Raw genomic sequence first — 13665 nt, 5'->3', positions numbered from 1 at the left:
GAACTCTACGTATGAGAAGAGTATTTCTGATTGTGGTCGCCTTCTCATTATTTTTGTCCGGCTGTCAACAAACGCTAATCGAAAAAACAGGTGCATTTTCTGATCGACAAGAGATTGCATTTACTGAGTGGGCAATCCCAGGGTACTTCATTCCAAAAAATATCCATGTGATTGGTTTAGGTGATTCACTGACCCAGGGTGTCGGGGATGAGCTGAAAAAAGAAGGTTATTTTGGCCGAGTAACTAACAAGATGGATGAATGGAAAGGGGTTAAGGATGTCGATGCGGCCAATTTGGCAAAGCGGGGTCGAAGAAGTGACCAGCTCATCGACAAACTGGTAGACCCTGAAGTTCAATCTTCTGTGAAAACGGCAGATTTAATCTTTTTGACAATTGGCGGAAATGATATTATGAAAGTCGTTAAGTCCAATCTATTCAATTTGCAGACGGAACCATTTTACGTTGAACTCGGTAAGTTTGAAAACAGGCTCGATGAATTATTTAGTATTATCCGAGACTTGAACGGCGATGCGATCATTATTGTAGCAGGTCTTTATAATCCGTTTTCAATTGTGACGGATGAAACAAATGAATTTGAAGATATTATTACTGACTGGAATGAAGCGATTGAAGTTCGTGCCATGATGGACGGAAGGTCGTGCTTTGTCCCAGTTGTAGACTTGTTCGATTCAAATACGGACATGGTGTACCACACCGATTTCTTTCATCCGAATGCAAAGGGCTATGACTCAATGGCGGAACGTTACCTTGAAAAGCTGAAAGAATGTGACTTGCAAAAATTATCGGACGGGGAATTGGAAATGTAGGAGCTGATCGCATGAATCGATGGAAAATTAGTTTTTTTGTACTTGCAGGACTTATTGCGGCAGCATTTGCAGCTGTTATAATACTTATTGGATCTTCCGCCGAGTCGGTTCCGCTTCCTGAAATGAAAGTTTCGAATCAAGCGGACCATGTTTTAACAGTGAGGGCGACGAAAGAAGATTTTGAAGGTATTGCAAACACATTTATACGAAAAGCAGTAAAAGGTGAGCCGCTTCCGGTAACGATGAAAGTTGAAGATGATGTGGTCTTGTTTTCAGAAATGACGGTGTTTTCCTATACATTGCCAGTTATTATGCATTTTGACCCAATTGTTAGAGAAGACGGTAATCTAATATTAAAACAATCGTCGATGGAAATCGGACAATTGAACATCCCGCCTGCGACTGTTTTAAAAGTACTAAGGGATTCTGTGAAGCTTCCCCCTTGGATGATTGTTCGTCCTAAGGAGGAAGAACTGTTCATCGATCTCTCAGCAATCCCGTTATCAGGTGATTTACAAGTAAAAGCAAAAACATTTAACTTGGCGGATGATGAGATTATCTTGGAAATTATAATTCCAAAAGAATAGGGAGGTTTTACAATGGCGAAAGCATTGGCCACATTTGCAGGAGGTTGTTTTTGGTGTATGGTGAAACCGTTTGACCGATATGAAGGTGTCCAATCAGTCATTTCTGGCTATACGGGCGGCGATGTCGAAAATCCGTCTTATGAATTGGTTTGTACGAATGTGACCGGTCATCGTGAAGCAATTCAAATTACTTTTGATGATGAAGTTATTTCCTATCGCGAACTGATTGACATCTTTTGGAGACAGATTGACCCAACTGATTCGGGTGGCCAGTTTTTTGACCGGGGTGAATCCTATCAGACAGCCATTTTTTATCATACACCCGAACAACTACAACTCGCTGAGCAAACAAAGGCTGAACTAGATGCTTCTGGAAAGTTTGACAAACCCATCGCAACGGATATTATACCTGCGAAGCCATTTTACGTGGCTGAAGAAGGACATCAAGATTATTACATGAAAAACCCGACACATTATAATAGATATGCAACTGGCTCTGGCCGTGAACGATTCAAATCTGACAACTGGGGTGAAGAATCATGACAGAAGAATTGAAGAAGAAATTAACCGAAATACAGTACCACGTCACACAGGAAAATGGGACTGAACCACCGTTTCGAAATGAATTCGACAGCCATTATGAAGATGGGATTTATGTCGATATCGTTTCAGGAAAACCACTTTTTAGTTCAAAAGATAAATATGATGCTGGTTGTGGATGGCCAAGCTTTACGAAACCGATTGAATCAATGGAAGTAATAGAAAAAACAGACATAACCCACGGCATGAAACGAGTAGAAGTGCGCAGTAAAACCGCGGATTCACATCTCGGTCATGTATTTCCGGATGGACCGGGTGAAGACGGATTGCGTTATTGCATCAATTCAGCTGCACTCCGCTTTGTATCCATTGACAACCTTGAAAAAGAAGGCTTCGGAGAGTACTCGAAACTATTTTAATTGATTGAAGCTGAGAAGGGAGATGAACGGATGGATCGGTCCTTTTATCGATTCGCCCTATCCTTCCGTGGTGGGGCGATGGATGATTTAAAATCAACGTTTGCGGAATATATGTTTAAGGATTCGAGTTTTCCAAAAGAAGAAAAATCTTTTGACCCATTATCGCGATATATCGAAGAAAAGGCGGATGCTAAAATGCCATCCGTCGTTTTCGATGAATTGTTTCTATTATATGAAGAGAGATTTTTATAAGTTGCACCTGCATCTTCTTTGCATAATGGATTAGTTGAATGTATGATTAAAAAAGAAAATTTGAAAGCGAGGCTATTTAGTATGAGTATACATATCAATGCAAAAAAAGGTGACATCGCGGATACGATTTTACTTCCAGGCGACCCGCTTCGTGCAAAATACATTGCCGAAACATTTCTGGAAGATGTAACACTATATAACGAAGTCCGGAATATGTTCGGCTATACGGGAACATACAAAGGAAAACGAATTTCTGTTCAAGGGACAGGTATGGGTGTTCCATCCATTTCTATTTATGTAACGGAATTGATGCAAGAATACGACGTGCAAAAACTAATCCGTGTCGGAACTTGTGGTGCGATTCAGAAAGACGTTCATGTACGTGACGTTATTCTCGCACAAAGTGCTTCGACCGATTCTAAAATGAACGAAATCATATTCAATGGTATCAGCTATGCACCGACTGCAAACTTCGATCTTCTTTTGAAATCGTATAATGCTGGGCTTAAAAAGGGGCTTGATTTGAAGGTCGGAAATGTATTTACAGAAGACGTTTTCTATAATGAATATGCACAACATGAAAAATGGGCTCAGTATGGCGTCCTAGCTGTTGAAATGGAAGCTGCAGCTTTGTATACACTTGCTGCGAAATTTGGCCGCCAAGCACTGGCAATTCTTACTGTGAGCGATCACCTCTTAACAGGTGAGGCGACATCATCAGAAGAGCGCCAAACAACATTCAACGACATGATTGAAGTGGCGCTCGAAGCAGCAATTCAGGAATAAGCGTGAAGTAGGACCGCCCACTATACAGCGGTCCTTTTTTAGCAGGTAAGAAAGTATACGTTTTTTTGACTTAGAATAGTATCTAGCTCCAGGCGCTAGCCGCTCGGAGGTCCATAGGATGTTGGGCCACTAAGCCATTACTGCTGGATAAGATTGAATTGAATTTTGTATTAATAGTAGAGAGTGGGGAATGGGATGGAAGAGAATAATGGCCACGGACAAGAAATTGAACCAAATAGTCAACCGCCGGCAAACCGATATATAAAATTAAAACCGTTCTCTTTTGTCATGCTTGTATTCGGACTTGTACTGGCCACTGCCGCTATAACGTTTTTCGTGTTAACAACAGGTGATGATAAAGTTGTCGAAGTTGTGAGTCCACAAAAGCAATCGCTAAAGGACCGAAAAGAATTTGAAAAGTTATATAATGCCTATGATGAAATGAAAGGGAATTACTTCGAAGATATCGATGAAACAGCTGTCATCGATGGTGCCATCAATGGGATGATTGATGCACTAGGAGATCCGTATTCCGATTATTTAAATCAGAAGGAAGCTCGACAATTAAACGAGAGTATTTCGTCAAGTTTCGAAGGAATTGGTGCTGAAATTCAAGAGAAAAACGGATACATCAACGTTGTTTCTCCAATCAAAAATTCACCCGCAGAACGCGCAGGGATATTACCGAACGATACCATCATTGCGGTCGATGGTGAAAGTATACAGGGAATGTCATCATCAGAAGCGGTTCTTCTAATTAGAGGAGAAAAAGGGACAACTGTCACTTTAAGCATTAAACGTGGAGAAGCAGTTGAGCCAGTAGACGTAAAAATCAAACGTGACGTTATACCGATTGAAACAGTCTATGCTGAAATGCTTGACGATGGAATTGCACATATTCACCTCACAAGCTTCTCGGAAGGAACATACGATGAGTTGCTTGTTGCCCTTGATGAGATGGAAGCTAAAGGAATGAAAGGGTTAGTTGTCGATGTACGCCAAAATCCAGGCGGTAGACTCGACATAGCCATCAAAATATCCGATCTGTTTTTGGAAAATGGAAAGAACATTTTCCAGTATAAAGAAAAAGGTATACAACCAGAAATTTTTACAGCCTCTGGAAAAAGAAAAATAGGAGTTCCGGTTACGCTCGTCATCGATGACGGTAGTGCCTCGGCATCAGAAATACTGGCAGGTGCGTTAAAAGAATCTGCCAATGTGCCACTTATTGGTGTGAAAACATTCGGTAAAGGAACAGTTCAATCACCTAAAAATCTTCCTGACGGCTCGAATTTAAAATTAACTACAGCAAAATGGCTGACGCCTGATGGCAATTGGGTTCATAAAGAAGGAATTAAGCCCGATATTGAAGTGCCGTATCCATCTTATGCAATGCTTCCGTTTCTTGATCCAACAATAGAAATGAAAGTGGGCATGCTTTCACCTTCCATTAAATCAGCGGAAGAAATGCTTAAAGCCGTTGGGTATGAACCAGGTGAAATTGATGGCATGTTTGATGAACAAACAACTCAGGCTGTCAAAAAGTTGCAAAAAGATTTAGCGCTGGACACGAGCGGTATTCTCTTAGGAGAAACAACTTACGGTCTGATGGAAAAACTTCGGACGAAAATTCAAGAAGACGATCCACAGCTTATGAAAGCAAAAGAAGTTCTGCTTGAAAAAGTAGGGAAATAACTAAAAAGCGTCCAGACCTAATCCGGCCGGACGCTTTTTTAAATGTCTATATAAGCTGAACGAAGGGTTTTTCATGGGGAGCCCAGCCCTAAGATAGTGCTAATCTAGCTAGTTTTAGGGCGAGAGACACCCCCTCGCGCTGAAGCGGATTCAAGGGAATTCTTTATTTCAACCCATCTAGTCCATCGTGTTCTAATCCGATAGGATGCTATGACTTTTTCTAATAAAATGAAAAGAGGCGTCCATATGATTGATGTTTACTTATTTAGTGGTTTTCTAGGAAGCGGTAAAACGTCACTGTTACTTCATACAATTGCACAATTGAAAGAACAAGGAAAAAAACCGGCTGTATTAATGAATGAATTTGGAGCATTGCCTTTCGATTCAAATACTGTAGAAGGGGGAGCTGAAGTTCCGCTTAAAGAACTGCTAGATGGATGTATCTGTTGTACAGGTTCAGAGAAAACAGAGGCACAGCTTCAGGGACTGCTTGAAGAAAACGATGATATCGATGTCATCTTAATAGAAACAACGGGTGCTGCACACCCAGTGGAAGCACTAGACGCTATTTACTCACCTTTATTCGCAGACCGGCTTAACATAAAAGGAATTGTAACGGTTGCCGATTCGAAGCGTTGGCTGGAACGCGATAAGCTATCTCCGCAAGTACGCGCTTTATTCATGGAGCAAATTCGGCATGCTCATTTACTACTGGCGAATAAAGTCGATCTTCTAACTGAAGAGGAAGTAGCGAAAGTAACATTTGAACTATCGAGTTTCAATGAATCTGCTCCAATTATACAAACGGTGGGCGCAAAAGTTGCATTCTCCTTCATTGAGAAAACCTTAAGTTCATCGAAAAAAGGGACTGATAAGCAAATCATATCAGGAAAAGGCTTACCGCTTTCTTCAAAACTCCTTACATTCACTGAGAGTGTTACGAAAGAAGATTTCGAGAATTGGGTGAAATCCCTTCCTGATACAGTTTATCGGATGAAAGGTTATGTACCTATTAGCGGTTATAAAAATCCGTTTTTATTTCAATATGCGTATGGGATGGTCAACTGGCTCCCCGAATATGTCAAGATGGAAGCCCGTATTGTAATCATCGGGGAAGGGATCGAAACGTTGAATTATAAGGCCGTCAACCCCTTTTTAGATGAAAATTAAAGATAGTTGACCAGACTTATCCATTTCCATAGAATATGAGGTCCTTTGCTAGTGTATTTATTTAAGAACTGGATGAACTGGAAAAGAAACCCGATATTCTAAATCTCCCACGCGTTATGATAGATTGCGAAGGGAGGAGTAATGAGATGAAAAAATCGATTGCAGTACTCATGCTCGGTTCGGCGCTCTTACTGCCGAACAACAATAATGTAGAAGCTTCACAATTGGACAACAATGTACAGGTGCAAAAAGCACAACAGTACATTCAAAGTTACATAGGGGGGGACAAACAACCCGATATGTATAAAGTATTGCTTGAAAAAAATATAAATTTTGAGCAACTTTACAGTTTAGCGAAGTCTTATACAAAAAATATAGTGGTTGTTGACAAACAGGTAAATAAGCCAGTTACAGTCAACCCAATCAAGAAACCGGTGAATAAGCCAGTTACAGTCAAGCCGGTAGAAAAACCAGCTACGACTAAGCCAGTACCGACACCAAAACCGGAAGCAACTCCACCGGTTAAGCCAGCACCGGAAAAACCTGCGGAAGTAGCACCAGTTAAACCTGCTGAAACAACATCAGATGCATCTGTTACTGCGATTGAAAAAGCAGTACTTGACCTTACAAATGTTGAAAGACAAAAAGCAGGTCTTCAACCGTTACAAACAGATGCGAAGTTGATGAACTCTGCACGACAAAAATCAACAGATATGGCTTCAAAAGGATACTTTTCACATACAAGCCCGACATACGGCTCACCGTTTGATCAAATGAAGTCTAATGGTATAACGTATAAATCGGCAGCGGAAAATATTGCTATGGGGCAACGTACGGCTGAGGAAGTTGTAAAAGGATGGATGGAATCGCCAGGACATAGACAAAATATCTTAACGCCTGGATTCACACACATCGGCATCGGCTATGACAAAAACGGCAACTACTGGACACAACAGTTCATTCAAAAATAAGAGAAGTTAAAAGCTATCCTCCAGACTGATACTCATTCGGTTTGGAAGATAGCTTTTTTTCTGCTATTTTTTCGTGTACATACTGTCTTAAACCGTCGTACTTATAAACGGATTTCTCCAAGTAAATGTTTAAAAGTTTTCTGGCATGCTCAAACTCTTCTTAGGAGGTGAGCATGATGGGGGACATTGTATCGACTGACAGTTTGATTTTATACATAAAAAAGGTATTTCATAATTCTTCCGATTTATATGTTGAAGAAATGGAGTGGCAGAATGGTCCAGCTGTCATTTGTTATTTCACTACAATGACTGAAGGGGCAGAAGTGAACCGACAGCTTGAACTAATCAGGAAAAGGGCAGCGGACGGACTTGCCGATTGGGGAAAAACTGCAATCTCGTCTGTTCATGCTTTTTCCGTTTCTATGCTTACCCATAGTATTAGTTCAGGTTTCGTAGCCGTTATTTTTCCTGAAACAAATTTGTTATTGCAAATCATGATGCCGAAGTTTACTGTTCGCAGCCCTAACGAACCGGAAAATGAACATGTTATCCGCGGTCCGCACGAAGGGTTCGTCGAGGGATTTGATGCAAATATGTCCTTGATTCGCAAACGGCTTGCGATTCCAGATCTCGTCGTCCATTCACTGAGGATCGGGAATGATACTCAAACCCTTGTTAATTATATATATATTGACTCAATAGCGGATGAAAATGTCGTTGCCGATGTGAAAAGACGATTGGAGAACATTAAGTCGGATAAAGTTATTAGTACAGGTCAAATAGAGGATTACTTAGAAGATTCCGTTTGGTCGCCGTTTCCACAATTTCTCAATACGGAACGACCTGATCGTGTTGTTGCAAATTTGCTGGAAGGGAAAATAGCGATTTTTTCGAACAATTCTCCAACCGCACTGATAGCACCGGTCAATTTTTTTTCCTTTTATGAGTCTCCAGATGATTATAATGCACGTGTTCTAGTGGGTTCATTTTATCGGATTCTTCGCATATTAAGTTTTGTGACGGCCATTTTTTTACCTGCATTTTATATAGCTGTCATCGGTTTTCATTCTGAAATCATTCCACTGGAATTAGGTAAACAAGTGAAGCTAGCGGTGAATGCAATTCCGTATCGACCTATTTATGAAGCGCTCATTTTAGAATTGTTTATCGAGCTCATTCGGGAGTCAGCTATCCGTCTCCCCACCCCAATTGGGCAAACGATAGGGATTGTCGGTGGTCTGGTTATTGGTAATGCAATTGTTGATGCTGGTCTCGTATCGAATTTCATGGTAATCGTCGTGGCGATGACAGCCATTTCGAGTTTTGTCATTCCCTCTTGGGAAATGAATATGACAATCCGAATTATTCGTTTTCCATTTATGCTTGCCGCTTCGCTGTTTGGCTTCTTCGGCATAGCAATTGGTACACTTGTGCTTTTCATCCATCTGATGAATGTATCATCATTGAAACAGCCCTATTTTACGCCTATCGTTCCTTTTGATCCGTCGAAATTTAAAGATGCTTTCTTCAGGTCACCATATGTTCGTCTTAAAAAACAACAGAAAACGTTTACGCATGGTGCAAATAAAGAAGGTGGTGGACGTTGACGTTTAAATTGTCAAGAACCCAGTTTTTTTTATTTCTGTTTGTTATACAAACAGGCACTGTTTTTCTATCCTTTCAAACGCCATTCATCAATGTAACAGGGCGTGATGCATGGATTATTTTCATCGGAGTAGGCATTTTTCATTATGTTTTGTTGTTGTTATATGAAAGGAATTATATATTCTTCACGCCAGGTCCGATTGTATCTTGGCTATATAAAGGCTATTGGCTCCTTATTATCGTCTCCTTCATTGCTTATATTGATTATACGCTTGCGGTATGGGCATTCCCTGAAACACCCCAGATTGTCGTCATTTCAATCATGGTAGGCGTATCGTTGTATGCAAACTTAAGTCGTTCCGAAACCGTCATTAATCTAACAGTCATCCTCGTCCCACTGATACCGATCTTTTACTTTGTCTTGTTACTCGCATGGCCAGAATTCGTATGGACGAATTTATTCCCTGTAGCTAAAATAGACGGTTCAGATTTGTTAAAAGGGATTCTCGCTTCGCAGTTTACATTCATTGGTATTGAACTGTTTTTATTTTTTAGGAAGCATGTAGATAGCACACAAAAAATTAAAGGCTTACCACTGTTCATATATCAAATGCTATGGATGTTCTTTTTTTTCAGTACGGTCTTGATAACCCTTCTCTATTTCCCACTAAAGGAAATAGAAAGGATTCCTGAGCCAATCATGTATATTTTGAAATCGCAAACTTTCTCGTTTGTAGAACGGCTTGATTTATTTTTCATTTATATGTGGATGATGTGGAGTATCATCACGATATCCCTTTTTGCCTTTACTACAATGTACGTGCATCAGCTGCATGCGAAAGGTCACCGGAAAAGAAATACGATTATTTTTCATATCCTGCTCGTCATATTACCGCTGTTCTTAAATTCGAAAGAACGTGTTGATATGATTCAAAATTCACTCGTCTATTTCCATTTGTTTTTCATAATTGTTGTTCCAACTATAGTCATACTCGTGAACAGGAGGAAAAGGAAATGAAGAGATTACTAATCCTATTGGTCTGTTCATTGTTATTAAGCGGCTGCTGGGATGAAAAACATTATAAGGATGTAACCAATGTATCTCTTTTTGGGGTTGAAGGTCAGCCGGGGAAGATCAAGGCGCAATTTGCGTTTCCGATATTTGAAGATGGGTCTATAAGTTATACAACAATCACAGGAAGTGGTGCCACTGTTCTTGACGCGAAAAACGACACGAATACGACGGAAGGGCTCGATATAGCTGAACTTCAAGTGTTGCTTATAACGGAGGAATCAGCCAAATCTGACTTATATAAGTATATCGATGCGTTATACAGAGCTCCACGCAATCGACTTAGCGCTCATTTGGCAATTGTCGAAGGGGAACTGGCTCCCTATTTTGAACAGCACGAGAATCTAGGGAATGATATTTCAATGTATTACTCAGAGCTGATTGATACTGCGGTCCGATATACATTGGTCCCTAAAGTGGATATTCAACAAGTATGTAGACTACTTTTTGAAAAAGATATATCTCTGGCACTTCCCTATATTAAAATTGGGAAAGAAAGCGGTATACCCGAAATTGCCGGTACTGCGTTGTTTAATAAAAGGGAATATACTGGAGAAAATTTAGATAAAGAGGAATCGGTCCTTTTCAATTTGTTAAGAAATAAACAGGGCAAATATACACGGCTTTCTTATATGTGGAAAAGTGGTAAGGCAGAGAGTCCACTTACAGTTGAGGTGATAAGAATTAATAAGGACTGGGAAATTTCAGATAACAAGATCGATGCGACCTATGAATTAAAAATTTCCGTTGAGGAATTTCCGCATGACAGTCTAGATGAAAAGAAAACAATAAAGGAAGTTGAGGATTTCTTATCAAAGGAATTAACAAAGGATTTTACTAAAGTGATTAAAAAACTACAAGCAGCTAAAAGTGATGCTATAGGGTTCGGCCGACCAGTCCGTGCATTCCATCCCGCGCTTTGGGAAAAGGGGGATTGGAATGACACATTTTCCGAACTGCCCATTAGTGTCAAGGTGAAAACTGAGATTTTAAGAACCGGTATATTAAATTAGTGAAAACCCGCAATGCATACTGCATTACGGGTTTTAGTGTTTATATAAATTTCTTTTTCTGAATATAGATTAACCGTACAGTCAGTGTAATCGCGCCAACTGTCAATCCGGCAATAAGGCCAACCCAGTAGCCATATGGTCCGAGTTCAGTAAACGTTGCCATCATATAACCAATGGGTAAACCAAGGACCCAATAGGAGACAATCGCCATGACGAATGTCATATTGACGTCCTTATAGCCTCGTAAGGCGCCTTGGACCGGAGCCTGAATTGCATCAGATAATTGGAACAGTGCAGCGTAGATGAAGAACTGAGTTGCCAATCCGATAATCTGTCCGTCTGTTGTATAAAGCGAAGCAATTGGCGCCCTGAAAACGAGAAGAATAGCAATTGACACAAAGCTAAACGCAACGGCAAGCCCGACACCAAGATAACTGTACTGTTTAGCATCGCGCATCTGTCCTGCACCGACGGCCTGACCGACAAGTATTGTCGCCCCCATCGAAATGCTTAGCGGCAACATATACAACAACGAAGTGAAGTTAAGCGCAATCTGGTGTGCGGAAATTACAGCCGTTGAATAGTTACTCATCATCAGTGTGACGGCGGAAAAGATACTTGTCTCTACAAAAATTGAAATCCCGATTGGCACACCAATGAATAAAATCACTTTCCATTTTTTAAATGAAATCTTTTCCCATCCTTTGAAAAGTGCGTATTCCTTAAAGGGCTTATGCTTCCACGCGACAGAACAAGCAATGAAGAATACGAGCCAATACGTTATACCGGATGCATATCCGGCCCCAGCTCCGCCAAGTTCAGGAAAGCCCCAATTCCCGTAAATAAGCAAATAGTTTATGAAGATGTTAATAGGGGCAGATAATAAAATGATGAACATCGAAACGCGTGTCGCTCCAAGCGCATCAAAAAATGAGCGTAGCACTGTGTAGGCAAAGAGGGGAAATAGGCCGAAACTCATTCCTGTCAAATAGTCCGCTGCTACAATGCGTACTTCAGCCTCGAGCGGCATTGCTTCTAGTATAGGTGCAACTGCGAATAGAATAAAGGCAAAGACGATTGCAGCCAGTGCGACCGATACGTAAAGGCCTTGTTGAACGGAAGGCCGGACTTCCGCGTGGAGGCGTGCTCCGATGTATTGAGCGATGATCGGTGTAAGCCCCATTAAAATTCCAGCAAGCCCAGTATAAACTGGTACCCAGAAAGAAGATCCAATAGTAACTCCGGCAAGATGGTATGTATCATATCGCCCTGTCATAAGAATATCGAAGAACGTCATCATATACAGAGCGACTTGTGTAACGAGGATTGGCAAGACGATTGTTGCCAATCTGAACGGCTTTTTCTTCAGTGGAACTGCAGTTTCCAAATAAATCACCCTTTATTCTTCAATTAAACATCATTATATCATGACTCCTTTGCTATAATGGCAATGAGGTAAAGTTAAGTTACAATATATTTCTTAATATAGAAGAGGTGAATGGCCCATGAAACGGCCGGTTATATTATTGACAGGGGGCGGCACGGCGGGACACGTGTCCGTGAATGAAGCGCTTATCCCTGTGTTTAGCGAAAAAGGGTATGAAATTCATTACATTGGGTCGCATCGAGGGATTGAAAAAGAACTGATTGGCGATGGTTATCCTGAAGTTGTCTATCATCCCATTCAAAGTGGTAAACTGCGGCGCTATTTCTCTATGAAAAACTTTACAGATCCGTTCCGTGTTGGTGCGGGGGTTCTACAAGCGTTAGCGGTTATTAGGAAAGTCAAACCAGAAATAATTTTCTCCAAAGGCGGTTTTGTATCAGTGCCTGTCGTCTTGGCGGCGAAAATGGCGAAAGTACCTGTTGTCATTCACGAATCTGACGTAACGCCAGGACTTGCGAACAAAATGGCTTTACCTTTTTCAAATCATATTTTTACAGTGTTCGAACAAACACTAAATTATGTACCCGCTGGCAAAGCGACTTGCTCCGGTGCAATCATCAGACCCGAGTTGTTCAATGGCACCCGGGAAGAAGGCTTGCGCATTGCCGGCCTGTCAGGTGAGAAACCAGTCCAAATTATAATGGGCGGAAGTCAGGGTTCTTCAATACTCAACGATGCTGTTCGAAAAGATTTACCTGCCATTTTGCATGATTTCGATATTATTCATCTTTGCGGGAAAGGAAATCTAGATGAAACGCTTGAAGGTACACCCGGCTATACACAATTTGAATACGTAACAGAGGGGTTACCACATTTACTAGCGGCGTCTGATTTTGCGGTTTCTAGAGCAGGGTCAAATGCAATCTTTGAATTACTGGCATTACGTAAACCGATGCTGCTTATTCCACTTTCTGCTGCAAAAAGCAGAGGGGATCAGATTTTGAATGCCAATCATTTTAAATCGCTCGGACTCGCAAATGTATTGAAAGAGGAAGATGTGGAGCTACGCCCACTATCCGAAGAATTCGCATCTTTTGTAGATGAGAAAGACAGTTTGATCGGGAATATGAAGAAAGTAGCAACACCCAAAATACCGGAAGAAATGGTTGAAATGATCCTGTCACACCGAAAATAGCTGGAAGAGACTATTCTCAGTTTTTCGGTGGGTTAATGAATGGTTGCAAGTAATGAGAATCCAGTGTATTCTTGTTGACGGTAATAAAGTTAAAGAGTTAACGCTAAACCCTTTAAGTTAAAGTGTTTGCGTGTTAAAATTAACGA

At 40.9% G+C, this 13665-nt stretch carries 14 protein-coding genes; 13 read left to right on the top strand and 1 reads right to left on the bottom strand.

What is annotated here, in order from left to right:
* Positions 1 to 11 precede the first annotated feature (11 nt).
* The 12 genes from MKY15_RS20105 (at position 12) to MKY15_RS20050 (ending at position 10937) form a co-directional block, all read left to right on the top strand.
* Positions 12 to 827 (top strand): GDSL-type esterase/lipase family protein, encoded by an 816-nt coding sequence (locus MKY15_RS20105; protein WP_342538400.1) that lies wholly within the window; start codon positions 12 to 14, stop codon positions 825 to 827.
* Between the two features lie 11 nt (positions 828 to 838).
* On the top strand, positions 839 to 1414 hold the full coding sequence (locus MKY15_RS20100) for a YpmS family protein (protein ID WP_187044967.1): 576 nt from the start codon (positions 839 to 841) through the stop codon (positions 1412 to 1414).
* Positions 1415 to 1426: 12 nt separating this feature from the next.
* Positions 1427 to 1957, top strand: a complete 531-nt coding sequence (msrA, locus tag MKY15_RS20095) for a peptide-methionine (S)-S-oxide reductase MsrA (RefSeq protein WP_338656503.1) — start codon at positions 1427 to 1429, stop codon at positions 1955 to 1957.
* Positions 1954 to 2373 carry a peptide-methionine (R)-S-oxide reductase MsrB gene (gene msrB, locus MKY15_RS20090; RefSeq protein ID WP_067209758.1) on the top strand — a complete coding sequence of 140 codons (420 nt, stop codon included), beginning with the start codon at positions 1954 to 1956 and terminating at the stop codon, positions 2371 to 2373. The genes msrA and msrB overlap by 4 nt, the downstream gene beginning before the upstream one ends.
* 30 nt (positions 2374 to 2403) lie before the next feature.
* Positions 2404 to 2625 carry a YozE family protein gene (locus MKY15_RS20085; protein ID WP_067213957.1) on the top strand — a complete coding sequence of 74 codons (222 nt, stop codon included), beginning with the start codon at positions 2404 to 2406 and terminating at the stop codon, positions 2623 to 2625.
* A gap of 81 nt (positions 2626 to 2706) precedes the next feature.
* Entirely contained in the window at positions 2707 to 3411 is a 705-nt protein-coding gene (gene deoD, locus MKY15_RS20080; RefSeq protein ID WP_067213956.1) for a purine-nucleoside phosphorylase, read from the top strand.
* A gap of 195 nt (positions 3412 to 3606) precedes the next feature.
* On the top strand, positions 3607 to 5106 hold the full coding sequence (locus tag MKY15_RS20075; protein ID WP_338656506.1) for a S41 family peptidase: 1500 nt from the start codon (positions 3607 to 3609) through the stop codon (positions 5104 to 5106).
* A 246-nt stretch (positions 5107 to 5352) separates the two neighbouring features.
* A complete protein-coding gene (locus MKY15_RS20070; protein ID WP_067209754.1) occupies positions 5353 to 6276 on the top strand; it encodes a GTP-binding protein in 924 nt (307 codons plus the stop codon).
* A gap of 146 nt (positions 6277 to 6422) precedes the next feature.
* The gene (locus tag MKY15_RS20065; RefSeq protein ID WP_342538398.1) at positions 6423 to 7247 is read left to right on the top strand and encodes a CAP domain-containing protein; all 825 of its coding nucleotides are present in this window, start codon (positions 6423 to 6425) and stop codon (positions 7245 to 7247) included.
* 176 nt (positions 7248 to 7423) lie between these two features.
* Positions 7424 to 8854 (top strand): spore germination protein, encoded by a 1431-nt coding sequence (locus MKY15_RS20060; protein WP_340742165.1) that lies wholly within the window; start codon positions 7424 to 7426, stop codon positions 8852 to 8854.
* A complete protein-coding gene (locus MKY15_RS20055; protein WP_340742164.1) occupies positions 8851 to 9870 on the top strand; it encodes a GerAB/ArcD/ProY family transporter in 1020 nt (339 codons plus the stop codon). Before MKY15_RS20060 ends, MKY15_RS20055 begins: the two co-directional genes overlap by 4 nt.
* A complete protein-coding gene (locus tag MKY15_RS20050) occupies positions 9867 to 10937 on the top strand; it encodes a Ger(x)C family spore germination protein (protein ID WP_342538396.1) in 1071 nt (356 codons plus the stop codon). The genes MKY15_RS20055 and MKY15_RS20050 overlap by 4 nt, the downstream gene beginning before the upstream one ends.
* 40 nt (positions 10938 to 10977) lie before the next feature.
* Here the strand turns inward: MKY15_RS20050 and MKY15_RS20045 are convergent, their stop codons facing one another.
* The gene (locus MKY15_RS20045; protein ID WP_342538395.1) at positions 10978 to 12324 is read right to left on the bottom strand and encodes an MATE family efflux transporter; all 1347 of its coding nucleotides are present in this window, start codon (positions 12322 to 12324) and stop codon (positions 10978 to 10980) included.
* A 118-nt stretch (positions 12325 to 12442) separates the two neighbouring features.
* On the opposite strand from MKY15_RS20045, the gene MKY15_RS20040 reads away from it, so the two are divergent.
* The gene (locus MKY15_RS20040) at positions 12443 to 13519 is read left to right on the top strand and encodes an undecaprenyldiphospho-muramoylpentapeptide beta-N-acetylglucosaminyltransferase (RefSeq protein ID WP_342538394.1); all 1077 of its coding nucleotides are present in this window, start codon (positions 12443 to 12445) and stop codon (positions 13517 to 13519) included.
* Positions 13520 to 13665 lie beyond the last annotated feature (146 nt).

It is taken from the genome of Sporosarcina sp. FSL K6-1540 (assembly GCF_038620285.1).
Lineage (GTDB): Bacteria > Bacillota > Bacilli > Bacillales_A > Planococcaceae > Sporosarcina > Sporosarcina psychrophila.
The sequence above is the reverse complement of the archived record's forward strand: the minus strand, read 5'-3'. Positions and strand labels throughout refer to the sequence as shown.